Raw genomic sequence first — 23,831 nt, forward strand, 5'->3', positions numbered from 1 at the left:
GCTAGGAGGAGCGCCGACCGAGCACCAACGCGACCGGCCCCTGCTGGATGGAGCAGGAACCGTTGGATGAGCAGCTGCCGCAGCCGCCGGCGTCGCAGGAGGAGTTCAGACCCTCGCGCCTGAGCTGGCCCATCGCCTCGAGGCGTTCGATCACGGCGTCGACGGTGGTGCGTTCCAGGCCGGTGCGGCGCGCAATGTCGGCACGTCCCGTGGCGCCCTCACGGATGGCGGCCATGACCGCGGACATCGGGCCCATCTACAGCACCGACCGGAGGATGGTGAAAGTGGCCACCGCGAGGATCCAGGCCGTCGCGAGCTGCGCGACCAGGCCGAAGATGGTCCACTTCAGACCGATCTCGCGGCGCTGGGCGGCAAGTGTGGCCACGCACGGGGTGTAGGCCAGCAGGAACATCATGAAGGCCCACACGGCGGCGGTGGCGTGGCCGCCGGAGGCCTCGTCGAAGTCGGTGCGGATCTGCTGCGCGAGGGCGGACTGGCCCTGCTCCTCCGGGGCCTCGCCGGACGGGTCCTCCAGCGAGTAGGTCTGCGCCCAGCTGGAGATCACGGCCTCCTTGGCCACGAAACCGGTGATCAGGGGCCCGGCGAGCGACCAGGAATTGAAGCCGGCCGGCTCGAAGACCGGGGCCATCGCGCCCGAGACGGTGCCGTAGACGGAATCCTGCGGGTCCACCTCCCCGAAACTCTCCCCCGGGTGGACCGGGGTGGACTGCAGCGCCCAGACCACGACGACGGTGGCGACGATGATCTTGCCGGCCGTCTCCAGGAACCCCTTCAGACGCCCCCACATGACGGACAGGGCGATACGGGGCACCGGCCACTGGTAACTCGGCAGGTCGATGACCAGCGGGTCGGATCCCATCGTGCGCCACACCAGGTTGTGCAGGAGGAACCCGGCCCCGATGACGAGGAGGATCGAGGCGATGTACATGGCGAAGACCGCCGAACCCGCGTGCTGCGGGAAGAACGTCGCCGCGAGCATGACGTAGACGGTGAGGCGTGCCGAGCAGGAGGTGAAGGGCACCAGCAGCGCCGTCATGCGGCGCTGGCGCGGGTCGCCCAGCACGCGCGTGGCGGAGATGGCGGGCACGTTGCAGCCGAAGCCCACGATGAGCGGGATGAACGCCTTGCCCGGCAGACCGATGGCTCGCATCAGGCGGTCCGCCACGACGGCGGCGCGGGCCATGTAACCGGAGTCTTCCAGTACCGCGAGGCAGAGGAACATCAGCGCCATGAGCGGGACGAAGGTGAGCACCATGCCGACGCCGCCGATGAGGCCGTCCACGACGAGCCCGCGCAGCCAGGCGATGTCCGGCAGGACCGCCTCCGCCGCGTCCGAGACGGGGCCGGTGAAGAATGCGTCGAGGGCATCCTGCATCGGGGCGGCGACGGTGGTGGTGATCTGGAAGACGCACCACATGGCGAAGAAGAAGATCAGGGGGCCGATGACGGGGTGGAGGACGAAGCGGTCCGCCTTGTCCGTCATGGTCGAGCGCGGCTCGTCGCGCAGGGTCGCCGCGGAGACCGCGTTATCGACCCACGCGAAGCGGGCATCGGCGAGCTCGAGCTCGTCGTTCCCTTCGGCGGGGCGGACGATCCCGGCAGGCAGCGCGAGCTCGCGGGCGACTACCTCGCGGAGGTCGGCCAGCTGGCGCTTGCGGGGATCCACCGCGACGACGGGCAGCCCGAGCTCGCGCGACAGCGCCGCAGGGTCGATCTCGAGTCCCTGGGAGGCCGCGACATCGGACTTGGTCAGCACCACCACAACGCGGTAGGGGTGCTCGGCGACCTGCGCCGCGAGGTAGAGCCCGCGCGCGATGTTGGCGGCGTCGACCGCCACGAGCACCAGGTCGGGGCGCTCATCGAGCGGGCGTTCCAGGAGGAGGTCGCGGGTGAAGGCCTCGTCCGGGCTGACCGGGTCGAGTGAGTAGGAGCCGGGGAAATCGATCACCGCGTACTCGCGCTCCGCGCGCCACAGGCCGCGGGCGACCTCGACGGATGTGCCGGGCCAGTTGCCCATCTTCACCCTCGCGCCGGTCAGCGCGTTAAACAGCGTGGACTTTCCCGCGTTCGGTGCCCCGATGAGGGCGATGATGGGGGCGCTGGCAGGGGCCGCGATGACGCCGGTGTCCTCGCAGCGGCAGGACGGGGCGGCGGCGAAGCTGCTGTCGCTCATGCCGGGCTAGGCGGCGTTGACCGCGATGGTGCGCAGCGCCGGGGCACCGAGGGCGTAGCGGGTGTTTCCCACCCGGACGACGCGGCCGCCGCCGGAGGTTTTCTGCACCACGGTGACGCAGGCGCCCGGGCGCAGCCCCAGCTCGCGGAGGCGGCGGGACGCGGAGGCATCGGTGGTGTGCGCGCCGATAACGGCCTGGGCACCGACGGGGACGTCGATAAGCGAACCCGCCATGGTGCCCTGGGGGTGCATGCGACGCGTGGTGCTGATCAGACTCATGGCTCTCACCCTAATCCCCGCCGATTGAGGTAAGCAATACCTAACTTGGGATTTTGGTCACATTAATGTTTCAAAAACGGCGACACGTAGGATGAGCTGCATGAGCTACAGCACACAGCAGCCCTTTGACCCCGCCCAATGGGACGAGGTGGAGGGCTTCGACTTCACGGACATCACCTACCACCGCCACAACGGCGGCGGCCGCGCCAACGGGATCGTGCGCATCGCCTTCGACAGGCCCGAGGTGCGCAACGCGTTCCGCCCCCACACGGTCGACGAACTCTACGCGGCGCTTGACGACGCCCGGCGCGACCCGTCCGTGGGGACCGTCCTGCTCACCGGCAATGGGCCGAGCACCAAGGACGGCGGCTGGGCGTTCTGCTCCGGCGGCGACCAGCGCATCCGCGGCCGCTCCGGCTACCAGTACGCGGCGGGCGAGGGAGCCGAGACCGTGGACGAGGCCCGGGCGAAGGCCGAGGGCGGCCGCCTGCACATCCTGGAGGTGCAGCGCCTGATCCGCACCATGCCCAAGGTGGTCATCGCCGTGGTCAACGGCTGGGCCGCCGGCGGCGGCCATTCCCTGCATGTGGTGTGCGACCTCACCGTCGCCTCTAGGCAGGAGGCGCGCTTCAAGCAGACGGATGCCGACGTCGGATCCTTCGACGCCGGCTACGGCTCCGCCTATCTGGCCAAGATGGTGGGCCAGAAGTTCGCCCGCGAGATCTTCTTCCTCGGGCGCACCTACGGTGCCGAGGAGATGCAGCGCATGGGGGCGGTGAACATCGTCGCAGACCACGGGCAGCTCGAGGAGGAGGCGATTCGGGCCGCGCGCGAAATCAACGGCAAGTCCCCCACCGCGCAGCGCATGCTCAAGTTCGCCTTCAACCTCGCCGATGACGGGCTCATGGGCCAGCAGGTCTTCGCCGGTGAGGCCACGCGCCTGGCGTACATGACGGACGAGGCCGTCGAGGGCCGCGACTCCTTCCTGCAGAAGCGCGACCCCGACTGGGAGGAGTTCCCCTACTACTACTAGGGGTGTGCCCCGGGCCGGTGCGTTAAGACTGGGGCGTTTATGCCCGAACGGGGGCCGGCGCGGTGCCCACCTCGTCCTCCTCGCCCTGCTCCACGGGGGTGGCGCGCCGGGCCCGGGCGGCGAGGAGGCGGTCCGCCACCACCATGGCCGCGAAGCTCACGCCGAACAGCGGCAGGAACAACCCCACCGCGAGGCCGAAGACCGCGATGGCGGCCCAGTCCGCGCCCGTCAGATGGTTGCAGCCGGGAACGCCGGCGGCGGCGTTCTTGGTGGGGCGACGGCGCCACCACATCATGTAGCCCAGAACAACCATCGCGCAGATGCCCAGGGCGACCGCCAAAAGCGCGATCTGCAGCGGCAGGCCGAACATGATGCCCATGTGCAGGTAGATGCCCCACGAGGTGAGCTTGGAGAACACGGGCAGGTCGCGGAACGGCAGCGTGTCGACGACCTCACCGGTCGTCCCGTTCACGCTCACCGCGTCCGAGGTGTAGCGCCACGGCACCCACCGCTCGCTGGCCTGCCAGGCGTGGGCACTGTCTTCCGGAACGAGGAGACGCACCGGACCGGTGAGGCCCTCAGTGCGGGCTGCGTCCAGGACCGTCTGCGCCTGGCCCGCGATGTCCCCGGCGCTCAGCGGCGCGGGGCCGTGTCCGGAGTGCCCGGAGTGGCCCGAATGTTCGGCGTGCTCCGAGCCGCCTGCCGAGGGGGCGTCGGAGACGAGCGCGGTCTCAATGGGCTTCGCCTTCATGCCCAGCGCGTCGACGGTGCGGTTGACATTCGCTCCGCCGTACATCGACCAGGTGATACCCGTGACAGAGAGCGCGAGCATGCCCACCAGCAGCCAGGTTCCGGCAACCCCGTGGAGGTTGAGCACCCCGCGGCGCCGTCCGGTACGTCTGGTCAGGCCCGCGAAGACGCGCCGCCCGGCCATCCTCCACCACAGGTAGAGCCCGCCGAGGGACACGACCCACAGCCAGCTGGCGGCGAGCTCGGAGTACATCTCCCCCGGCTCGCCGAGGTGCAGGCTCTTGTGCAGCGCCGAGATCCAGTGCCGCAGCGGCAGCTCGCCAAGGCCGGAGTAGCTCGGCTCGTCGCCCGTGACCTCCCCGGTGTGCGGGTTTACGAAGACGCTGCGCAGTTCCTTGTTGGCGGCGATCGACTCGTCGATGAGCAGCACGCGCGAGGTGTCGGTGCCCGTCGCGGCGGGCCACACCTGCGCGATGCCCATGCCGGGGTGGGTGGCGTGGGCCGTCTCGACCTGCTCGGCGAGGGAGACGTCGGTGGACTGGTCAGCGACGTGGAGAGTGTCGTGGTAGACGATGTTCTCCAGCGTCGGCGCGACGGCGTAGAGCGCACCGCTCAGTGCGGCGATGAGGATGAAGGGGGCGACGAACATGCCTGCGTAGAAGTGGATTCTGCGCACGAAGGACGGCAACCCGCTGCGCCGGGGCGCGGATGAGGTCATGGGTCAAACTTTCGGTTGATGGACAGTGACCCTAACTAGTCGAGGCCCCGGCCCCCCTGGTTCCCGCGGGGGTGGCGCTACCGCGACGTACCGTTAAAGAACCCACGTCACACCCCGGGTGGGCCACCCCCGGGCCGGCGGGACCGGACCGCTACGCTTGTTCCCCGTGTCCGACACCGCGCCCGCCCTCCTCGAAGTCCTGCCCGTCGATCCGGCGAACCCGCTGGCCGTCATGCCCGCGCTCGAGGAGGCGCTCACCGGCCGCCGCGCCCTTCTGCCAGTCCCGGCCAACGACGCAACGCGCGCCAACCTGCTGCGCAACACCCAGCACCCGGGGCAGCCGATCGACGGCGGCATCGCCCTCGTGGTGGCCACCTCCGGCTCCACCGGAACACCCAAGGGCGCCCAGCTGACCGCCGCAAACCTCATCTCCAGCGCCGACGCCACCCACCAGTATCTCGGCGGCGAGGGGCAGTGGCTGCTGGCCATGCCCGCCGCGTACATCGCGGGCCTCCAGGTCCTGGTGCGCAGCATGGTCGCGGGCGTCGAGCCCGAGTTCCTCGATCTTTCCCGGGGTTTCAACGTCGCTGAGCTCGCCGAGAAGACCCGCACCCTCGTCTCCACCGGTGAGCGCTGCTACACCGCCCTGACCCCGCTCCAGCTGGGCAAGGCCACCTCCTCCCTGCAGGGGATCGAGGCACTGCGCAGTTTCACCGCCGTGCTCGTCGGCGGCGCAGCCACCAACCCCCGCCTGCTGGAATCCGCGCGCAAGCTGCGCATCAACGTTGTGACCACCTACGGCTCCTCCGAAACCTCCGGCGGTTGCGTCTACGACGGCCACCCCATCGCCGGAGCCCAGGTGCGCATCCGCGACGGGCGCATCCACCTCGGTGGGCCCATGGTCGCCCGCGGTTACCGGAACCTCCCCGGTGACGCCGCCTTCGCCGAGCCCGGGTGGTTCGCCACCTCGGACGCGGGCTCACTCGCCGACGGCACCCTCACCGTCCACGGCCGTCTCGACAACGTCATCGTCACCGGCGGAATGAAGCTCCACCCCGAAGTCCTGGAGAGTTTCATGCTCGGCATCGAGGGGGTCACCGCCGCCAGCGTCGTCGGTGTTGCCGACGAACGCTTCGGCCAGCGCATCTGCGCCGCCTACACGGGCTCCGCTCCGGTCGCGGCCCTGATGGAGGCCTTCGACGACCTGCCGCGCTGGCAGATCCCGAAGGAGGTCACCCCCGTGCCCGCCCTTCCCCTCCTCGGGCCCGGAAAGGTCGACCGCGCCGCCGTGCGCGAGCTGTTTGCCCGATGATTTCCCGGGCCGCCCACACCCCGGCCATCCCGTGCACCCCGGCCCCGGGGGCATTCGCGCCCCCAGCCAGCCACACGTTGTCCCCGAGCTTGCGCGGGTGGCGGAAGACGAGCTGGCGCAGGTTCATCTCCCCCGCGGCGATGTCGGGGATGTAACCGGTCACGTGGACGCTCTCCACCGCGGCGCCGAAGCCCGGCGCGAACCGCTCGATCTGCCGCGCGATGTGCGCCGTCGCGTCCCCGCGGTAACCGCGCGGGACGTGCGCGTAGGTCCACAGCACCGGTCCGCGCGACGGGTCCGCCGCGTACTGCTGGCACACCATGACGAAGGGACGGTTGGGCATCATCCCCCGCGCCACCTGCCTCTCGGCATGGGCGATCTCCGCCGCCGTGCCGCCGACGTGGACGGTTCCGGCCTCCCCGACCCGCGGGTCGCGCCACGGCACGGGCCCGCGCAGCAACCAGTCCACCTTGAACACCCCGGGGCCCTGGCGCCACGGCCTCGTGCGCGCCCCGAGGCGCCGCGCGTCCCATGGCGCCATGTTCAGGACCACCGCGTCCGCGCGCGGGATGGCTCGCACCTCCACCCCGGTCTCGAGCACCGCGCCGGCCGCCTCCGCGCGCGCCGCGAGCTTCTCGACGACCCCGCCACTGCCCCCGGCGACCACCGGCCACCCCTTCGAGGCCGCCAGCGCCCCGAAGAGCACGCCAAACGCCCCGGTCAGGGGCGCGTCCGGCGGGGTGAGCGAGTGCACGGCGTTGCCCACCAGCAGGGCCCTCGCCGATTCGGTGCGCAACGCCAGCGAACCCAGTGCCGTGGCGGACAGGATCCCGCGCGCGCCGAAGCGCGCCATCGCCACCGGGTGCGGCGGGATGCGCCACAACGTGGGCCCGAGGATGTTCTCCAGGTGGGCGTCGATGTCCCGGGCGACGGGGGCGTGGAGGCGGTCCCAGGCCGCCTGGTCGGCACCGAGGTCGTCGATAAGCGCGGCGGTCTCGCCGAGCGGGTGCGCGACCGGCCGCGGGGCGCGGAGCCACTGCGCCTCAAGCGTGGCCGCACCGAAGGGGAACGCGGCGGCGCCCAGATCACTCACGGTGCCGGGGAACAGCTCGGCGGAGCGGCAGTGCCCGCCGATGGAGTTCCCGCGCTCCAGCACGCGCACACCCCACCCCGCCTCGGCGAGCTCGACGGCGGCCGCCAGACCGTTCGGGCCGGCCCCGACGATGACGGCCTCAGGCAAGCGTGGCCCCGCGCAGCAGCTTCTCCTCGTCCTCGCGGGTGTAGGTGCGGGAGATCTGCTCGTCGTTGCCGCCCCTCAGGTTGCCGCGCACGAGGGCGACGGTCTGCGAACCGGGGACCATGGAGAACTCGCGCGGGTGCGGGAACACCTGGCGCACGAGGTGGCCGGAGCGCAGCGCACACGCGTTGAGCCAGACATCGTCGGCGAAGGGCGCGTGCTCGGTGAAACCCGTTCCCTGGGCGGCCACATAGTCGACCATGGACGGCGGATAGGACACCCCGGACACCCCGGTGGCGAAGTGGAGGGCCGAGGGCTCGGTGTCGTAGACGGCCTTCCACTGGCGGTACGGCGCGATCGAGCCGGCGTAGAGCACCATCTCGTGGGCACGGTAGGCGACGACGCAGCCCGGGTCGGCGTCCGCGGAGTTGAGCAGCTTTTCCAGGAACCAGCGCGGGTAGATCATGTCGTCGTCGATGGTGACCACGCGCGTGCCCGTGCCCGCATAGAGCTGGAACGTTCCGTAGTACTTCGTGTGGGGCCCGTACATCCCGTCGGAGCGGTGGACGATGAGGCCGCGGTCCACCAGGGCGTGCAGCCCCTTCGGCCAGGGCCCGTCGTAGTCCGCGGCATCGAGCCAGAGGTGGACCGGCACCCGGCGCGTGCCGACGAGCAGGGAGGAGATGGCCACCACGGCGGACTTCAACCGCTTGCCGTGGGTGGTCAGCGACACCACGGTCGAGCCCCTGCGGGGGAATTCGTGCGGCGACTGGCGCGCGGCGATGCGCAGCCGTGGAGCACGCGTGAAGGCGCCCAACGAGTTCACTGCTTGGCGCACGGCATAGTCGACCCACATGCACGCCAACTTTAGCGGGGTGACTCGCCCGGACACGACATTGCAGGCATGATGGAACGCATGACCGAAGCTTTCCCCGCCACCCCCCGCGACTGGTGGGAGGCCGCCCGCCCCCACACCTGGCCAAACGCCTTTGCACCCGTCATCGCGGGCACGGGCGCGGCGGCCTTCACCGGCGGGGCGCACCTCGGCAGGGCGCTCCTGGCGCTCGTGGTGGCGTGGGCACTCATCGTCGGTGTCAACTACGCCAACGACTACTCGGACGGCATCCGCGGCACCGACGAGGACCGCACCGGGCCGACCCGGTTGACCGCGTCGCGCCTCGCGGCACCCGAGCACGTGAAGCTGGCGGCGTTCATCTCCTTCGCGGTGGCCGCTCTGTTCGGTGTCCTCCTCTCCGTCGCGGCCGGGGCAGTGTGGCTCGTCATCGTGGGTGCCGGTTGCATTACCGCGGCGTGGTTCTACACGGGGGGCAAGAACCCCTACGGTTACGCCGGCTTCGGTGAAGCCGCCGTCTTTGTCTTCTTCGGCCTGGTGGCGGTGCTCGGCACCGAATACACCCAGTCCGGCCGCGTCACCGGAATCGGCGCGCTGTGTGCGGTGGCCATCGGCGCCATCTCAGCCTCGGTGAACCTGGCCAACAATATCCGCGACATCCCCACCGATGTCGGCGCGGGCAAGCGCACGCTGGCCGTCCTGCTCGGCGACGCCCGCTCCCGCCGCCTCTTCGCGGTGCTCACCCTGGCCCCTTTCGCGGTGTCCATCCTGCTCGGGGTGGTGTTCCTGCCCGCGCTGTTCGGCCTCGCACCGCTGCCGCTGGCGGTTGCCTCCATCCTGAAGGTCACCCGCGGCGCGCAGGGCCCGGAGCTCATCCCGGTACTCGGGCTTAACGGCCGGACCATGCTGGCGTGGTCAATCATCACCGCGCTGGCCCTGGCGTGGGGGTTCTGGCAGGTCATGCCCTACCCGTTCCTCTAGCGGACCAGCCGGGAAAACCCGCCTAACGCCCTGCGAGCTCCCCGCGGATCCAGTCCTTGCGGGCGTTGCGCTGCTGGCGCCACTGCGCCATCGCGTAGTTGGCCTCGAGGCGCTGCTTCTTGAACAGCAGCATGGACACCGGAAAGGCGACGATGAGGGCGAGCAGGGCCGACATGATCAGTGGCACGGGGGCCTTGATCAGCATGGCCACGGCCTGGATGGCCGCCGTGAGCACGATAAACAAGAGGAGCCTGTAGAGGCCGTAGACGGCCGCCGCCCGGTTCGCGCGGGAGCGCGCGCGGGGGTCGAGGGTGGGCGCGCCCACGTGGGCGCGATCTTCTCCGGCGGTGGTGTTGTGCTCGTTCACACTGCACACCCTACTCACGACGATTCCGAACCACCGTGCGAGCCCCACCCACTATCTTGGAACGCATGGGAAGAATACTGCTGGTTCTGCTGGTCATTCTCGCCGTCTACCTGATGTGGCGCGCCTTCGGCCCGGGCAGCAGCGAACGCTACGGCAACCTGCGCGGCATGGGCGGCAGCACCCGGGTGGACCCCGCTGGTCCGAGCCGCTCGATCAAGGGCCCGGACGACGACGAGGAATTCCTCTGGACCATCGAGAAAAACCGCTTCAAGGAGCGTCGCGCCCGCGAGGAGGCGGAGAGGCGCCGCCGCGAGGAGGAGGAGCGCAAGAAGCGTCTCGACGGCGGGACGGACGCGCCCCGTTAGCGGACACCACCGCTCCCCGGAGCCACTACTGGCGCGGCTCGAACACGATACCCAGGCCGAGCGCCGAGGCGACGGCCGCGACCTTCTCCCACCGAACCCCGGCACCACCGTGCTCGATGGTGTGCAGGGTGGAGCGCGACACCCCGGCGGCATCCGCCACCTCCTGCTGCAGCCGGCCCGCCTCCCGACGGGTGCGGGCGATCTGCTCGCCGAGCGTGAGGAGCAACGGGTCCTCACTGGCGGGCTTGCCCGTCTTGTTGCGCGGTCCGGACACGGGTCTGCTCACCCGGCCCGTGACTCGCTCCGCAGGCGCTCCTCCCCGCGGAGCACCTCCGGGAGCTTCTCGGACCACTCGATGGAGTGGCGCACACCGTCGGCGATGCTCAGCTCGGGCAGCCACCCCAGGAGCTCGCGGGCCTTGTCGATGCGCGCCGCGGCACCCACGACATCCCCGTCGCGCCGGTCTGCACCCTCCACGCGCAGCGGCGTCCCGGTGACCTCCCCCACTGCCTCGGCCAGCTCGAAAACGGTTGTCCCGGTGCCGGTGCCAAGGTTGATCACCTCGTACGGGGCGAGAGTCGCCTGCAACGCCAGAACGTGCGCGCGGCCGAGGTCCCAGACGTGGATGTAGTCGCGCAGGCCGGATCCGTCCCGGGTGGGCCAGTCGACGCCGGTGACGGTGAAGACGTCGTCGGTGGCGTGGGCGGTGAGCATCTTGCCCAGCGCGTGGCTCGGGGCCGGATTCTGCAGTCCGGTGCGCATCTGCGGGTCCGCACCGATGGGGTTGAAGTAGCGCAGGGTGGTGGCGGTGATGCGACCCGCCGCCGCGGCATCGGCGAGGACACGCTCGAGCATCCACTTGGAGGCCGCGTACGGGCTGCCCGGATCGACGGTGCTGGTTTCGCTGACCATGAAGTCCGGGTCCGGCTCGTACATCGCAGCCGTGGAGCTGAACAGGAATCTGGAGATTCCGCGGGCGGAGAGGGCGTCGACAAGCGTGATGGCCTTGCCCACGTTCGTGCCGTAGTAGTCAAGCGGCTGTTCCACCGACTCGGGCACGACGATCTTTGCGGCGCAGTGGATCACGGCATCGAGGTCGGGGTGCTCGTCGGCGATGCGGTTGAGTACCGCGCGGTCGGCGATGTCTCCCTCATAGTGGGCGTAGCGCGACGCGTAGACGCGCAGACCCGTGGAGTAGTCGTCAAGGATGACGGGCGTGATGCCCGCGTCCTCACAGCAGGAGGCGATTGTGGACCCGATGTAGCCGGCACCGCCGGTGATGAGAACCTTCATTTAGTTCAGCCCCGCGTAGGAATGGAGACCGGCGATGACGGTGTTGACGTAGGTCATGTTGAAGATGGTGACCAGAAGGGCGAATACGTTGATCCATGCGGCCTTGGCGTTCTTCCACCCGGCCGTGGCGCGGGCGTGGAGATAGGCGGCGTAGAGGATCCAGGTGATCAGGGAGACGGTCTCCTTCGCGTCCCAGCCCCAGAACCGGCCCCAGGCAACCTCCGCCCAGACGGCGCCGAGCGTAATGCCGACTCCGAACAGCGGCAGGGTGATGATGGCCGTCTTGTAGGCCAGCTGATCCAGCGTCTTGGCGGCGGGCAGCGGCTTGAGCAGCTTGCCCAGGGTGCCCCTCTCCTCCCCGCGCGGCTGCCACATGCGCAGCAGGTAGAGGATGGAGAAGATGCCCGAGACCATGCCAATGGAGGCACCGATCGAGACGGAGGAGACGTGCACCGGCAGCCAGTAGGACTGCAGCGCTGGCACAACCGGGGCGGCCTTCATGTGGAAGACGGTGGAGTTGAGGTACATCGCCACGATCATTGGCGCGAGCAGCCACGGGTAGACGGAGTACCACTTGCGGCGCTGGATCACGATTGCCGCGGTGACCATGATGACGGCAGTCATCATGAGGATGTACTCGTAGAGGTTGCCCAGCGGGAAGCGCCTCGCGCCGAAACCGCGGGTGACCACGGCGGCGATGTGAAGGAGCACACCAAGCCAGATCAGGGCCTGCGTCATCCCGGCCCACTTGCGGGCCCCGGCGACGCGGCGGTCGTACTCCCCCTGGTCGAAGACGACCTCCGGGGCCGCACCCTCACCCGACACGTCGACGACGGTGGATCCGCCGCCCGCGCCTACAGCGACCTTCTGGCTCGCGGTGCTGGCCGCGCGCTTCCTCGCCGCCTCGTGCTCGCGGCGCATGTCGATGACGCCGAACATCCGGCCGTAGTAGATGCACGACATGAGCATCGCCACGATGTAGATGATGAACGCGGTCCGGAACGTCAGGTCCGACAGGTCCGCCATGGTGGAGTTGACAAGCATACGGCTAACTTACCCCAGCCCCCGGCATCGTCCAAGGTCATCACGCCGGAGGCCACCCCTATCCGAGCTCGTCCACCTCGTTGTCCGGGTCGTCGCGCTCAGCCTCCGTGACACGCCCGAGGATCCGGTCCGCGATCTCGTCGAACTCGGAGCCCCAGCCGGCGCGGTCGGTGCGGGCGAGGCCGGCGAACTCCACGCTGGTACCGGTCGCCGTCGGGGTGAGGCGCACCCAGATGCGGCGGCGCTTGATGGTCAGCGAGCCGATGAGGGAGCCGAGCATGAGCACCGTGGTCGCGAGCGTCCAGATCTGCGTCGGGTCGCGGGAGATCTGGTAGTTCGCGTACTCGGCGGCGCCGTCGAAGCGCACCTTCACCCCGCCGTCGAGGGTGGTCTCCTGGCCCGGGGTGAGGTTGAGCCTGTCCACCTTCTTCAGCTGCCCCTCCGCGATGAGCGACTGGTCCAGCACGAACACGTTCTGCGGCCGGCCGGTGTCCAAGCCGGCGTCACCCACGTAGATGTCCACGGCCATGGCCGGGTCGTTCATCGCGGGGAAGCTGGACTGCAGCATGTCTCCGTTGGCCCCCGTCCACTTCGCCGTTGGCGCGAACACGCCCTCGACGGCGATCTGGTTCTGCCTCCTGTCCCCCAGATCCGGGTACAGGCCCGCCGGCGGGTCAAAGCGCATCACGCCGGAGGAGAGGAAGGTCTGCACGTCGGTGGGGCGGAACTGCACGAGCTGTGTGCGGGTCTCCCCGTCCGGCCACGTCACGGTGATCTGCGGGGCGAAGCCGTGCCCCTGCAGATAGATGCGGTCGCCGTTGATGCGCAGCGGGTGGTTCACCCTGATGGTGGTGTCCTTCCACGCGGAGCGGTCCGCGGAAAGGTCGGACGTGTAGGACACGTCGGAGGAGAACCCGTTCGCCTGCCCCGTGTTCAGGTAGTCCGCCCGGAAGTTGTGGGAGTCGATGCAGAAGGGGGTCAGCCCGGTGCCGTCGAAAAGCGGGCCCGCCCGGAAGACGTCGAAGTTGGCCGGGGAGGTGTTGCAGAACTCGCGCGACTGCTCCACCGGCACCGCGTACCGGGACTCCGAGTTGGTCACCACGATGACCTGACCCTCGTAGAACACCATGCGGCCCGCCGTGAACGCCACGATCATGCCCACCAGGCCGACGTGGAACAGCAGGTTCATCAGCTCGCGCGTGTACCCCTTCTCCGCGGCGATGGAGTACGTGCCCGCGCGGTCCTCCTCCGGGGAGTAGGACGCGACGTGCCAGCGCTTCAGCTCGGAGCGCACCCGCTTGTCGACGTCCTCCAGCGGCTCATCCACCTCCCCCACCGCGTGCATGGGCATGCGGCTGAGGTAGCGCGGCGCGCGGATCGGCTTGGCGCGGTAGGCGCGCCAGTGGTCGATTGAACGCGGGATGATGCAGCCGACCAGGGAGACCATCAGCAGCATGACGATGGCGACGAACCACGTGGAGCCGAAGACGTCGAAAAGCTGGAGCTTGTCGTAGATCGGCCCGAGCCTCGGGTTGGCCTTCATGTAGTCGTCGACCAGCGTGGCGCTGACGGAGCGCTGCGGCAGGAGCGCGCCCGGGATGGAGGCGAGCGCGAGCAGGAACAGCAGCACGAGGGCCGTGCGCATGCTCGTCAGCCAGTGCCACGTGGCGCGCAGCCACCTTGTGAGAGTGCGCATTGCGGTCCTTCTTCCCAGTAAGTTCTTCCCAGTGAGTTAGGTCGTTGCTGCGGGTCAGATCAGCGTGGCACCGTAGCCCACGGTGAGCTGCCGCGTCCACCCGATGAAGTGGTTCCACACCCCCGTGACCAGCAGCAGGCCGACGAAGATCATGAGCACCCCGCCGATGAGCTGGATGGTGCGCGAGTGGCGGCGCAGGAAGTCGATGCCCTCCACCGCGCGGGCGGAGCCGAAAGCCATGAGCAGGAACGGCAGCCCCAGGCCCAGGCAGTAGGCGATGACGAGGACGATACCCCGCGCCGCCGTGAACCCCTCCGAACCCACCGACACCGAAATGATGGCCGCGAGCGTGGGGCCGAGGCACGGCGTCCACCCGAGGGCGAAGACCCCGCCGAGCAGCGGGGCACCGATCCAGGTGGTCCACTTCCGGGGCTGCATGCGGGTGTCGCGCTGCAGGACGGGCACCAGGCCCAGGAAGACCACGCCCATGAGGATGGTCACCACGCCGCCGGCGCGCATGAGTGTGTCGGCGTTGAGCGAGATCAGGCTGATCGCCCCGAAGACCGACACCGTGGCCAGCAGGAACACCACGGTGAACCCGAGGATGAACAGCGCCGCCGCACCGATGACGGCCCCCTGCCGCCGCCGGCCCACGCGCGGGCCCGCCTCGCCGAACTCCATCTCGCCGCCGACAATGCCGGTGAGGTAGGACATGTAGCCGGGCACCAGGGGGATCACGCACGGCGAGGCGAAGGACACCAGGCCCGCCAGCGCCGCGGCCAGGGCCCCCAGGATGAGCGGGCCGGACGTGACGAGATCGGAGAACGCCTCCCCCATTTAGGACGCGGCCTCCTGCTGCAGCCGGTCGGTCACCCCGAGGATGTCCGCGGCGGTGACCTCACGGAGGAACACTGCCGCCGGGCGGTGCTGCTTGTCCAGGATCACCGTGGTGGGGATGACGGAGCTTGGTACCCCGCCCAGGCTGGCGGCCGCCTTGAAGGGCGGGTCGTAGATCGACGGGTAGCTCACCCCGTTGTCGGTCACGAAGTCCCTGGCGATCTGGGGGTTGTAGTCGCGCACGTTGATGCCCAGCACGGTGCCCGCCCCCGAGGCGGCGAGCTTCTCCTGCGCCTCCTCGAGGTCGTCCACCTCGGCGCGGCACGGGGCGCACCACTGGCCCCAGGCGTTGAGCACGACGATCTTGCCGTCGTAGTCCGCCAGGGAGATGTTCTTCCCGGGCTCCATGAGGGATTCGCCGCTCACGTCGTTGACGGGCTTGCGGTCGGCCTCGTCGTAGAAGATCTCCACCTGCCCGCCCGGGGAGTGGAAGGAAAACGTCGCGCCGTCGTCACCGGAGGAGCACCCGGCCAGTGACCCGGCGAGCAGGCCGGCGGCGAGCGACACCCCCACGAGCGGGGCGGCGGTTCGAGAGCGCATCAGATGTCCTTCGCGGGTCGGTTGTAGGACCAGTCAACAACAACGCCGCCGTCGAGCACAAGCGACGTGACGCTGGCCAGGTCGCACTCCCGGCTCACGTGCGCCAGAGGCTTGCCCTGCACGTAGCGCTGCACGACGACGATCGGCAACTGGTGGCTGACCAGCACGGCCTCGCTGCCCCCGGCCGCGGCGGCGCGCTCGGCGGCGGTGCGCACGGCGGGCATCATCCGCTCGAGGATGTCCACGTAGGGCTCCCCCCAGCTGGGGCGAGCCGGGTTGGTCATGTGTCTCCACCGCACCGGGTTGAACAGCTGGGAGCGCCACCCCTTGGTGCGCAGGCCCTCGAAGGTGTTGCCGGCCTCGATGATGTCCGCGCACGTGTCGATGTCCAGCCCGGTCACCCGGGCGATCGGCCGCGCCGTTTCCTGGGCGCGCTCCAGCGGGCTCGCGGCGAGGTAGGACACGTCGCGCCCGTCGAAGAACGCCGCCGTGACCGCGGCCATGGACTCCCCCCGGGAGGAGAGGTGGTAGCCGGGCATGCGGCCGTAGAGGATCCTCCTCGGGTTGAACACCTCGCCGTGGCGGACGAGGTGGACGGTTGTGCGGGTCACCTGGTCTCCCCCGTAGCCTCCGCCGCGGCGCGGGCGGCGGGCGCGAGCGCGCCCTCGATGGCGGCGAAGTCGTCGTCGGTGAGCGCGGTGGAGACGAACCACGTCTCAAAGGCGCTCGGCGGGGCGTAGACGCCGTTGTCCAGCAGGGCGTGGAAGAAGGGCGCGTAGCGGTACGTGTCGGCGGCCTTCATGTCGTCGAAGTTTCGGCCCTCGCCCTCGGCGAAGCGCACGGAGAGCATGGTGGAGGCGCGCTGGATGTTGTGCGCCACCCCTTCGCGCGCCAGAGCCTCGTGGATGAGCCCGCCCAAGGTGTCCGCGTTGCGGGTGAGCACCGGGTAGATCGTCTCGTCGGCGAGGCTCAGCGAGGCCCGGCCCGCGGCCATTGCCACGGGGTTGCCGGAGAGGGTGCCCGCCTGATAGACGGGCCCGGTGGGCGCGAGCTTCTCCATGATCTCGCGGCGGCCTCCGAAGGCCGCCGCAGGCAGGCCCCCGGAGACGACCTTGCCGAAGGTGGTCAGATCGCCCACGACGTGGTCCACCCCGTACCAGCCGGAGTGGGAGGTGCGGAAGCCCGTCATCACCTCGTCGAGGATGAGCAGCGCCCCGTTGGCGTGCGCGATGTCGCGCAGGGAGGCGTTGAACCCCTCGCGGGGCGCGACGGTGCCCATGTTTCCGCAGGCTGCCTCGGCGATGATGCAGGCGATCTCACCCTCGTTCTCCGCGAAGGCAGCGGACACGGCATCGAGGTCGTTGTAGGGCACGACGATGGTGTCGGCGGCCTGCGCGCCGGTGACGCCGGGCGAGTCGGGCAGGGAGAAGGTGGCCAGGCCCGAACCGGCGGAGGCCAACAGGGCGTCGACGTGGCCGTGGTAGCAGCCGTCGAACTTGACGATCTTCGGCCGGCCCGTGAAACCGCGCGCCAGGCGCACCGCGGACATGGTGGCCTCGGTGCCGGAGTTGACCATGCGCACCTCCTCGACGGACGTGCGCGCGATGATCATCTCGGCGAGCTCCACCTCCGCCTCGGTCGGGGCACCGAAGGACAGGCCGTTCTTCAGGGCCTTCTCCACCGCCTCGGCGATTTCCGGGCGGGCGTTGCCGTGGATCATCGGCCCCCAGGAATTGACCAGGTCGACGTAGGCGTTGCCGTCGACGTCGTAAAGCGTGCTGCCCTCGGCCCGCTCGATGAAGCGGGCCTGGCCCCCGACAGAGCCGAAGGCGCGCACGGGCGAGTTGACCCCGCCCGGGATGAGTCGCTGGGCGCGGGCGAAGAGCTCGGCGGAACGGGAGGTGTTCTGCGAGGTGGGGACATGCTCAGTCATAGGTAGCCATCTTAGGCCATCCGAAAGTTCGATTACCCACCCGCGGCGCGGGCCCCGCCCTTGCGCGACCTGTTGCGGAAGATCCCCGCGAAGACGATGACGAGCAGGCCGATGGCTATCCAGCTGGCCACCCGGGCGTACTGCTCGAGGACGTAGACCACGGGCTCACCGATCCACCAGCCGAGGGCGAAGTACCCGAGCGACCACAGCGTCTTGGCCACGAAATTCAGCAGCATGAAGCGCCACAGCGGCATGTCGGTCATGCCCGCCAGCACGAAGACCACCAGCGCGATCGGCAGCGGGATGGGCACGTACGCCAGGAAGATCCCGATCCACCCGAGCCTCACCGCCCACCGCTCGGCGCGCTCGATGTTGCGCGCGGTGCGTCTGGACTGCCCCGCCTGGACCTCGAGGATTCCGCGGCCCCACAGCTTGCCCGCCCACCAGTAAATCCAGTCGAACTTGATGGCCACCAGAGAACCGACGAGCAGGTAGGCGAGCCAGTGGCCCACCTGACCGACCGCGGCGAGCGCGCCTGTCGACGCCGCCCCGAAGCGCGAACCGGTCAGCGCGAGCTGGATCGGCGGGTCGAGGCCGAGAAGCCAGGCGCGCAGCGGGATCATTGCCAGACCGAACAGGCCCGCGAAACCGAACCAGGCGAGGCACCAGTAGTCAGCCTTCGTGGGTTTCGAGGTCCACGGCAGGCCGTCCTCTTCCCACCATTCCTTTTCGGCCGCGGCTGAGGCGTCGGGAGCAGTCGTGTCCGGGGCGTCCCCGCGGTCTTCGATCGGCATGGGTCCTTAACCTACCCGGCCCGCGACCTCCCGTGCGTTCGCGATGACGGCCGGCACGCCGACGCCGCCCACCCACGCACCGGTCACGGAGATTCCGGGCGTGTCCCCTAGAAGCGCCAGAACCTTGTCGACGGTGGCGAGGTGCGTCTCGTCGTAGCGCGGAAGACCGCCGAACCAGCGCTGCACGTAGATCTCCTCCAGCCCCGCCTCGCGGCCGTCGAATCCGGTGATGGTGCGCAGGTCATCCAACGCCCGGTCCACCAGGTCGTCCTCCTCGGCGCGGATGGCGATGTCGTCGCCGAAGCGGCCGAAGCTGGCGCGCACGATGGCGCCCCCGCGCTCGGCCAGGTGCGGCCACTTCCGGGAGGAGAAGGTGAACGCCTTGGCCGTCACGTCCCCGGCCCCCGTGGCCACGAGTACGCCGGAGTTTCGCGGTAGCCCCTCGTCGGAAGCGAATCGCATGCCCACAACCACGGAGTTCGCCAGCTTGACGGGGCGCAGCGCCTCCGCGGCGGCGGGGGCGACCTTCTTGAGCAGCAGCGCCGCCGTGGGCGCTGGGACGGCCAGGATGACGTGGTCGTAGACCGCATCCTCCCCGCCGGCGAGGCGGAATCCCCCTCCGTCGCGGGTGATGCCCGAGATGAAGGCGTCGACGTAGATGTCCGCCCCCGACTTCTCCGCCAGCGCCTCGTAGACCTCCTGGTAGCCGTCGCGGAAGGCGTTGAACACCGCGCCCTGGCCCGTCGGCAGCTCCCGGCGCGCCTGCTCCAGGTTGCGCACGGCGGTGGAGAGGTGGACGGGGGTGCCACCCTCCGCCAGCCTGTCGAATTCCGCGGCCAGCTGGGGCACGGTGGCGCGCACGCCCAGGTCGTCGGCCGTGCAGGAGTACACCCCGCCGAGGAGAGCCGAGACGATGTTGTCCACCACGTCGTCGCCGTAGCGCTCGCGCACGAGCGCGCCCACGTTGGCGTCGCCCCCGATCTCCCAGGTGAAACCGGGTGCGTCCGACTCGGCGTCGATACGCGCCGCGGTCTCGGACGAGACCAGGTGCGCCACCCCCTCGGAGGACGAGGGGATGCCCATCACACCGCCGTGCGGCAGGGCACGGGTCTCCCCGTCGACGTAGATCAGGGAACCGAGCCCCGAGGGCTCGACGAGGGAGCCGCCGAGGCCGAGCTCGGTGAAGAAATCGACCGCGTCGCGGCGGCGCGCCATGAAGGCCTCGGCACCCATGTCCGTCGGGCCGGCCTCGAAGGCGACGGTGTGCAGCTTGCCACCGATGCGTTCCGTGGCCTCGTAGACGTCGATGTCGTGGCCCGATTCGCGCAGCTCGTAGGCGGCGGTGAGCCCCGCGAGGCCCGCCCCGATGATTGCGACCTTCATCTACTTCTCCCCTTTCACGACCGGCTGCTCGTGGATGATGCGCACGGCATCCGTGATGGCGTCCGGATCGGTCTCGGGCAGCACCCCGTGGCCGAGGTTGAAGATGTGCCCGGTGGCCTCGCCGGCGGCCACGGCGCGTGCCGCCTCACCGGTGATGCGCTCAACTTCGCCGCGCACCACCTCCGGGCCCGCGAAGAGCAGCGCCGGGTCGAGGTTGCCCTGCAGAACGGCTGGCCGCGCGAGGCGTGCGGCCGCGGAGTCGAGGGGCACCCGCCAATCGACGCCCATGACCTCCGACCCGGCCTCGCTCATCGCCCCGAGCAGCTCGCCGGTGGTCACGCCGAAGTGGATGCGCGGGACCTCCCCCGCCACGGACTCCAGGATCTGCGTGGAGTAGGGCAGGACGAATTCGCGGTAGTCGGCTTCGTTGAGGAAACCCGCCCAGGAATCGAACAGCTGCATCGCGTCGATGCCCGCCTCCACCTGGGTGCGCAGGAAGGCCGTGATGGTGGGCACGAGGCGGCGCATGAGCCGGTGCCAGGTGTCGGGCTCGGCGTGCATCATCGCCTTGGTCTTCTCGTGGTTCTTGCTCGGCCCGCCCTCGACGAGGTAGCTGGCCAGCGTGAAGGGAGCGCCGACGAACCCGATGAGCGCCTGGGTGCCGGTGAGCTCGCCGAGAATGATGCGGATGCCCTCCGCCACCTCGTCGACCTCGTGGTCGAGCACCGGCAGCTTGTCCACGTCCGATGCGGTCCTCACCGCCTCCGCCATCACGGGCCCCCGGCCGGGCACGATCTCCACATCCACCCCGGCCGCCTTGAGCGGCACCACGATGTCGGAGAAGAGGATCGCCGCGTCCATGTCGTGCCGGCGCACCGGCTGCATGGTGATCTCCGCGAGCAGCTCCGGCATGAAGCAGGAGTCCAGCATCGGGATGCCCTCGCGCACCCGGCGGTATTCCGGCAGGGAGCGGCCGGCCTGGCGCATGAACCACACCGGGGTGCGGGACGGGGTGCGTCCGTGGGCGGCCTCGATGAGCGGGGCATGGTTCAAGGCGCGTCTAGTCATAGTGCCTCAGCCTACCGCCGGACCCCGAAAACGGGAATCTAGGTGGGGAAACGGCGCGCACGGACGGAGCGCGCCTCGATGAACACGGAGCTTCCCAGCATGAGCAGAGTCGCCCCCACCGGCGGGAGGACCCCCGCCACGGCGAGGATGATCGCGAGCGCGTTGTAGGACCAGGCGAAGACCATGTTCGTGTCGATGATCCGGGTGACCCTGCGGGCGAACTCGATGATCTGCGGCACCGCTGTCACGTCGTCGCGGATCATCACCACCTCGGCGGCGTCCTCCACCTTGTTCAGGCGGGCGTTGACGGACTCCTCCGTGGCGTAGAGGATGCCGACGTCGCTGCCCTTGAGGGTGTTCATCATGGTGTGGTCTCCGACCATGGCGACCGTCGCACCCTGGTTGCGCAGGGAGCGCACGGCGATGGGCTTGCTGGGGGACGGGATGCCGGCGAGGACGTTGGACACGCCGAGGAAGTCGGCGAAGCGGCGCGCCACCGGGTAGGTGTCGCGGGTGAGCATCACCGTCTCGATGCCCATGTCCTCCAGCCTCTCGATGGCGGCGATCGCGTCCGGTTTCGCCGGGTCGTAGAGGGTGATCACTCCCCTGTCCCGGCCCTTCCACCGCACAACGACGGGCGCGCCGCCGGTCGTTGCCGCGATGGCCAGACGCCCGGTCAGCCGCGACAGGTTCGTCGGCCGCCACAGCGTCGCGTCAAGGTGCTCGACGCGCTCCTCCCCGTCCTCGTCCACGAAGGTTAGGTTGAGCCGGCCCTTGAAGTCCCCCTCCGCGGTGATCTCGTCGTTGGTCAGCTCGATCCACACCGGCATGGAGGAATCCTTCGAGCGCTTGTCGCGGGACTCGCGGGCCGCCTTGACCAGCGCCTTGGCCAGGGGGTGGTTCGACTCCATGGACAGCGCGGCGGCGATGCGCAGCACCATGTCCGGGTCCTCGCCGCGCTCCGCGGTGACGGTCTCCACCACCATCCGGGGCGTGACGAGGGTGCCCACGCGGTTGAACACCACGGTGTCCGTGTTCTCCAGCCCGCGGAAGGTCTCGCCGTCGCGAAGCATGATGCCGTTGCGGGCGGCGGACTCGATGCCCAGGCGGGTGGCCACCGCCGGCGAGATGGCGAGCGCCACCGGGGCGACCACCGCGAGGATGGACACAGCCGTGTAGAAGGAGATGTTGTAGTTGCCCGTGATGAGGAACCACAGGCAGAAGTCCATGAAGGCGATGACGTAAGCCGCCGGGATGAGCGCACCGGCGGTGCGCGTGGAGAGCATGGTGGCCACGTTCTCCCGTCGCGAGGCGTCCTCCACCCATTCGTGCACCGCCGCCCACCGGGTGGCGTGGCCGGTGCGCACCACGCGGACCTTGACGGTGCCGCTCTCGACGACGGTGCCCGCGTAGACGCGGGAGCCGACCTTCGCCTCGAGGGGCTCGCGGGTGTCGATCATCGGGCGGCGCAGCACGCAGCACCCGCCCACGACATCACCGTCGACCGGGATGGTTTCCCCGGGGTTGATCTTCACGTCGTAGCCGCGGTTGATCTCGGAGACGGGCAGGCGCTCCTCGATCACCTTGTCGGTTGCGCGGTTGCGCCGGAAGACGGTGAACTCGCGGTTCGGGTCCGGGCGCTGGGCCTCCATGTCCTGCAGGAGGTAGGACCGCACACGCACCGAGTTGTACCGTCCGACCAGCAGCATCGCCGTCACACCGCAGGCAACGTCGAGGAAGATCGCCATCCCGTCGGTGTGCGGGCTGGACAACCACCCGCCCGGGGTGTGCCAGCCGATGGCGCCGGTGGGCGTGAACACCAGGGCGAAGACCGTCCAGAGATAGGAGGCGAGCACCGCGATCGAGCTCGCCCCGTCGAGCGCCGGCATGCCGCGGCGCACGCCGCCCGCCATTGCGCGGTGGAACGGGAAGGCGCACCACAGCGCCACCGGCGTGGCCAGCGCCAGGCACACCCACTGCCAGCCGTCGAACTGCCACTCCGGCTTGTAGCTCAGCGCGAGCACGGGAACGGTGAGCAGGATCGCCGTCCACAGGCGCAGGGGGGTCACCATGTCGCGGGCGGTGAAGAGGACGTCGCTCTGCTTCGCCCCGGCCCGACGCGGGTCCCCGTGCAGGAAACCGGCGGCGCGCTTGCGCACCAGGTTGGCCTCCTCGTCGCGGCGCTGCCGACGCATCTTGCCCGTCATGCCCCGGGTGCCGCGCCGCGGCAACGGGTGCTCGGCGGCGCGGCGGCCGATCGCGCGACGGCGCAGCGTGGAGTCCGTCATGGCAGCGCGCACCCCGAACCCCTCGATGACCTCGACGATGCGCACCGGGTCCATGTCCTCCGGGGCGGTGACCCAGGCGGTTGACGTGGGGTACACCAGGCGCGCGGTGACCCCCTCGAGCTTGTCCAGCGCCTCCTCGATGTCGGCCAGCTGGGGCGCGTCCTCCAACCCGCGGAGCTCGAAAGCGTAGGACGCGTTGGGGCGGTTGGTCACCCCGCGCTCTTCGTGCGGGGTGTCGGGGTCGAAACCGGCGTTCTTCGCGGCTGTCCGGGCGTCGTTGATGCACTCGTCCAGGTTGCTGGCGGCCACCTACTCCACCCCCCGCCACAGCGAATGCTTCACGTCGATGTAGGCGTTGGAGGCGGGGCGGAACATGAACCACGCCGCCACGGCGAGAATGAGCACGATCACGAACGATGCCCAGCTGCTCACCTTCAGGGCAAAGGCGGCGATGTTGAGGAAGATACCGGCCGCTGCCAAAACCGCCGCCCAGCGGCGGGCGGCCCTGGACCCCCGCTCGAGGTAGGCCGCGCAGCCTCCGATCCCCAGGCCGAGGAGGATGTCACCCACTGCCGCGAAACGCATGTTGAGCATGAACACGTCCCGGAAGGCTTCGTCGGCCCCATCGGGGAAACCACCGGCCAGCATCATCATCCCGCTGAGCAGCATCAGCACCGCCGCGATGACCAGCAGACGGAAAGCGAGGCGCAGGGGCGCCGGCCACGTCTCGCCCGCGGGGACGTCGTAGCGCCGGTTCGGGTCGTTGGCGCCTCCAACGATCGTGGGAAACATGCCGGCCATACGCG

At 69.8% G+C, this 23,831-nt stretch carries 24 protein-coding genes; 4 read left to right on the top strand and 20 right to left on the bottom strand.

Features of this window, described 5'->3' with window-relative positions; translation table 11 throughout:
• Window position 1: 1 nt before the first annotated feature.
• From B3611_RS01215 to B3611_RS01225, 3 genes are read right to left on the bottom strand one after another with little or no spacing between them, the layout of a single operon-like run.
• The gene (locus B3611_RS01215; protein ID WP_291313257.1) at window positions 2–256 is read right to left on the bottom strand and encodes a FeoC-like transcriptional regulator; all 255 of its coding nucleotides are present in this window, start codon (window positions 254–256) and stop codon (window positions 2–4) included.
• A complete protein-coding gene (feoB, locus tag B3611_RS01220) occupies window positions 257–2,194 on the bottom strand; it encodes a ferrous iron transport protein B (protein ID WP_291313258.1) in 1,938 nt (645 codons plus the stop codon).
• Window positions 2,195–2,200: 6 nt separating this feature from the next.
• Entirely contained in the window at window positions 2,201–2,473 is a 273-nt protein-coding gene (locus B3611_RS01225) for a FeoA family protein (protein ID WP_291313259.1), read from the bottom strand.
• Window positions 2,474–2,573: 100 nt separating this feature from the next.
• Here B3611_RS01225 and B3611_RS01230 point away from each other — a divergent pair, with 100 nt between their 5' ends.
• Complete coding sequence (locus B3611_RS01230) at window positions 2,574–3,506, top strand: 1,4-dihydroxy-2-naphthoyl-CoA synthase (protein ID WP_291313260.1); 933 nt, start codon at window positions 2,574–2,576, stop codon at window positions 3,504–3,506.
• Between the two features lie 37 nt (window positions 3,507–3,543).
• Here B3611_RS01230 and B3611_RS01235 read toward each other — a convergent pair whose 3' ends face one another.
• On the bottom strand, window positions 3,544–4,974 hold the full coding sequence (locus B3611_RS01235) for a PepSY-associated TM helix domain-containing protein (protein WP_291313261.1): 1,431 nt from the start codon (window positions 4,972–4,974) through the stop codon (window positions 3,544–3,546).
• A gap of 232 nt (window positions 4,975–5,206) precedes the next feature.
• Here B3611_RS01235 and menE point away from each other — a divergent pair, with 232 nt between their 5' ends.
• The gene (menE, locus tag B3611_RS01240; protein ID WP_291313344.1) at window positions 5,207–6,286 is read left to right on the top strand and encodes an o-succinylbenzoate--CoA ligase; all 1,080 of its coding nucleotides are present in this window, start codon (window positions 5,207–5,209) and stop codon (window positions 6,284–6,286) included.
• On the opposite strand, the gene B3611_RS01245 is transcribed toward menE, so the two are convergent.
• Window positions 6,207–7,526 (bottom strand): phytoene desaturase family protein, encoded by a 1,320-nt coding sequence (locus B3611_RS01245; RefSeq protein ID WP_291313262.1) that lies wholly within the window; start codon window positions 7,524–7,526, stop codon window positions 6,207–6,209. The two genes, menE and B3611_RS01245, sit on opposite strands and share 80 nt — an antisense overlap.
• Window positions 7,519–8,379 carry a glycosyltransferase gene (locus B3611_RS01250; protein WP_291313263.1) on the bottom strand — a complete coding sequence of 287 codons (861 nt, stop codon included), beginning with the start codon at window positions 8,377–8,379 and terminating at the stop codon, window positions 7,519–7,521. The genes B3611_RS01245 and B3611_RS01250 overlap by 8 nt, the downstream gene beginning before the upstream one ends.
• A 60-nt stretch (window positions 8,380–8,439) precedes the next feature.
• On the opposite strand from B3611_RS01250, the gene B3611_RS01255 reads away from it, so the two are divergent.
• A complete protein-coding gene (locus tag B3611_RS01255) occupies window positions 8,440–9,357 on the top strand; it encodes a 1,4-dihydroxy-2-naphthoate polyprenyltransferase (RefSeq protein WP_291313264.1) in 918 nt (305 codons plus the stop codon).
• Window positions 9,358–9,379: 22 nt separating this feature from the next.
• On the opposite strand, the gene B3611_RS01260 is transcribed toward B3611_RS01255, so the two are convergent.
• Window positions 9,380–9,724, bottom strand: coding sequence for a DUF4229 domain-containing protein (locus B3611_RS01260; protein WP_291313265.1), 345 nt, complete (start codon window positions 9,722–9,724; stop codon window positions 9,380–9,382).
• Window positions 9,725–9,789: 65 nt separating this feature from the next.
• Here B3611_RS01260 and B3611_RS01265 point away from each other — a divergent pair, with 65 nt between their 5' ends.
• Entirely contained in the window at window positions 9,790–10,089 is a 300-nt protein-coding gene (locus B3611_RS01265) for a hypothetical protein (protein WP_291313266.1), read from the top strand.
• A gap of 25 nt (window positions 10,090–10,114) precedes the next feature.
• Here B3611_RS01265 and B3611_RS01270 read toward each other — a convergent pair whose 3' ends face one another.
• Genes B3611_RS01270 through B3611_RS01330 form a run of 13 tightly spaced genes read right to left on the bottom strand, consistent with a single transcriptional unit; the run spans window position 10,115 to window position 23,826 of the window.
• Window positions 10,115–10,363 (bottom strand): helix-turn-helix domain-containing protein, encoded by a 249-nt coding sequence (locus tag B3611_RS01270; RefSeq protein ID WP_291313267.1) that lies wholly within the window; start codon window positions 10,361–10,363, stop codon window positions 10,115–10,117.
• Window positions 10,364–10,371: 8 nt separating this feature from the next.
• The gene (gene galE / locus B3611_RS01275; RefSeq protein WP_291313268.1) at window positions 10,372–11,382 is read right to left on the bottom strand and encodes a UDP-glucose 4-epimerase GalE; all 1,011 of its coding nucleotides are present in this window, start codon (window positions 11,380–11,382) and stop codon (window positions 10,372–10,374) included.
• Entirely contained in the window at window positions 11,383–12,426 is a 1,044-nt protein-coding gene (gene ccsB, locus B3611_RS01280; protein ID WP_291313269.1) for a c-type cytochrome biogenesis protein CcsB, read from the bottom strand. It abuts the gene before it with no gap.
• A 58-nt stretch (window positions 12,427–12,484) separates the two neighbouring features.
• The gene (locus B3611_RS01285) at window positions 12,485–14,122 is read right to left on the bottom strand and encodes a cytochrome c biogenesis protein ResB (RefSeq protein WP_291313270.1); all 1,638 of its coding nucleotides are present in this window, start codon (window positions 14,120–14,122) and stop codon (window positions 12,485–12,487) included.
• A gap of 54 nt (window positions 14,123–14,176) precedes the next feature.
• Window positions 14,177–14,959: a cytochrome c biogenesis CcdA family protein gene (locus B3611_RS01290; protein ID WP_291313271.1), complete on the bottom strand. Its 783-nt coding sequence runs from the start codon at window positions 14,957–14,959 to the stop codon at window positions 14,177–14,179.
• Complete coding sequence (locus B3611_RS01295; protein WP_291313272.1) at window positions 14,960–15,559, bottom strand: TlpA disulfide reductase family protein; 600 nt, start codon at window positions 15,557–15,559, stop codon at window positions 14,960–14,962.
• Entirely contained in the window at window positions 15,559–16,170 is a 612-nt protein-coding gene (locus B3611_RS01300) for a histidine phosphatase family protein (RefSeq protein WP_291313273.1), read from the bottom strand. The genes B3611_RS01295 and B3611_RS01300 overlap by 1 nt, the downstream gene beginning before the upstream one ends.
• On the bottom strand, window positions 16,167–17,492 hold the full coding sequence (gene hemL / locus B3611_RS01305) for a glutamate-1-semialdehyde 2,1-aminomutase (RefSeq protein WP_291313274.1): 1,326 nt from the start codon (window positions 17,490–17,492) through the stop codon (window positions 16,167–16,169). The genes B3611_RS01300 and hemL overlap by 4 nt, the downstream gene beginning before the upstream one ends.
• Window positions 17,493–17,524: 32 nt before the next feature.
• Window positions 17,525–18,286, bottom strand: coding sequence for a DedA family protein (locus B3611_RS01310; protein WP_291313275.1), 762 nt, complete (start codon window positions 18,284–18,286; stop codon window positions 17,525–17,527).
• 6 nt (window positions 18,287–18,292) lie between these two features.
• Window positions 18,293–19,669 carry a protoporphyrinogen oxidase gene (locus tag B3611_RS01315; RefSeq protein WP_291313276.1) on the bottom strand — a complete coding sequence of 459 codons (1,377 nt, stop codon included), beginning with the start codon at window positions 19,667–19,669 and terminating at the stop codon, window positions 18,293–18,295.
• Entirely contained in the window at window positions 19,670–20,737 is a 1,068-nt protein-coding gene (gene hemE / locus B3611_RS01320; protein WP_291313277.1) for a uroporphyrinogen decarboxylase, read from the bottom strand.
• Between the two features lie 38 nt (window positions 20,738–20,775).
• Window positions 20,776–23,334 (bottom strand): heavy metal translocating P-type ATPase, encoded by a 2,559-nt coding sequence (locus B3611_RS01325; RefSeq protein ID WP_291313278.1) that lies wholly within the window; start codon window positions 23,332–23,334, stop codon window positions 20,776–20,778.
• Window positions 23,335–23,826, bottom strand: coding sequence for a hypothetical protein (locus tag B3611_RS01330; protein ID WP_291313279.1), 492 nt, complete (start codon window positions 23,824–23,826; stop codon window positions 23,335–23,337).
• Window positions 23,827–23,831 lie beyond the last annotated feature (5 nt).

It is taken from the genome of Corynebacterium sp. UBA2622, from assembly GCF_002339505.1.
Taxonomy (GTDB): Bacteria; Actinomycetota; Actinomycetes; order Mycobacteriales; family Mycobacteriaceae; genus Corynebacterium.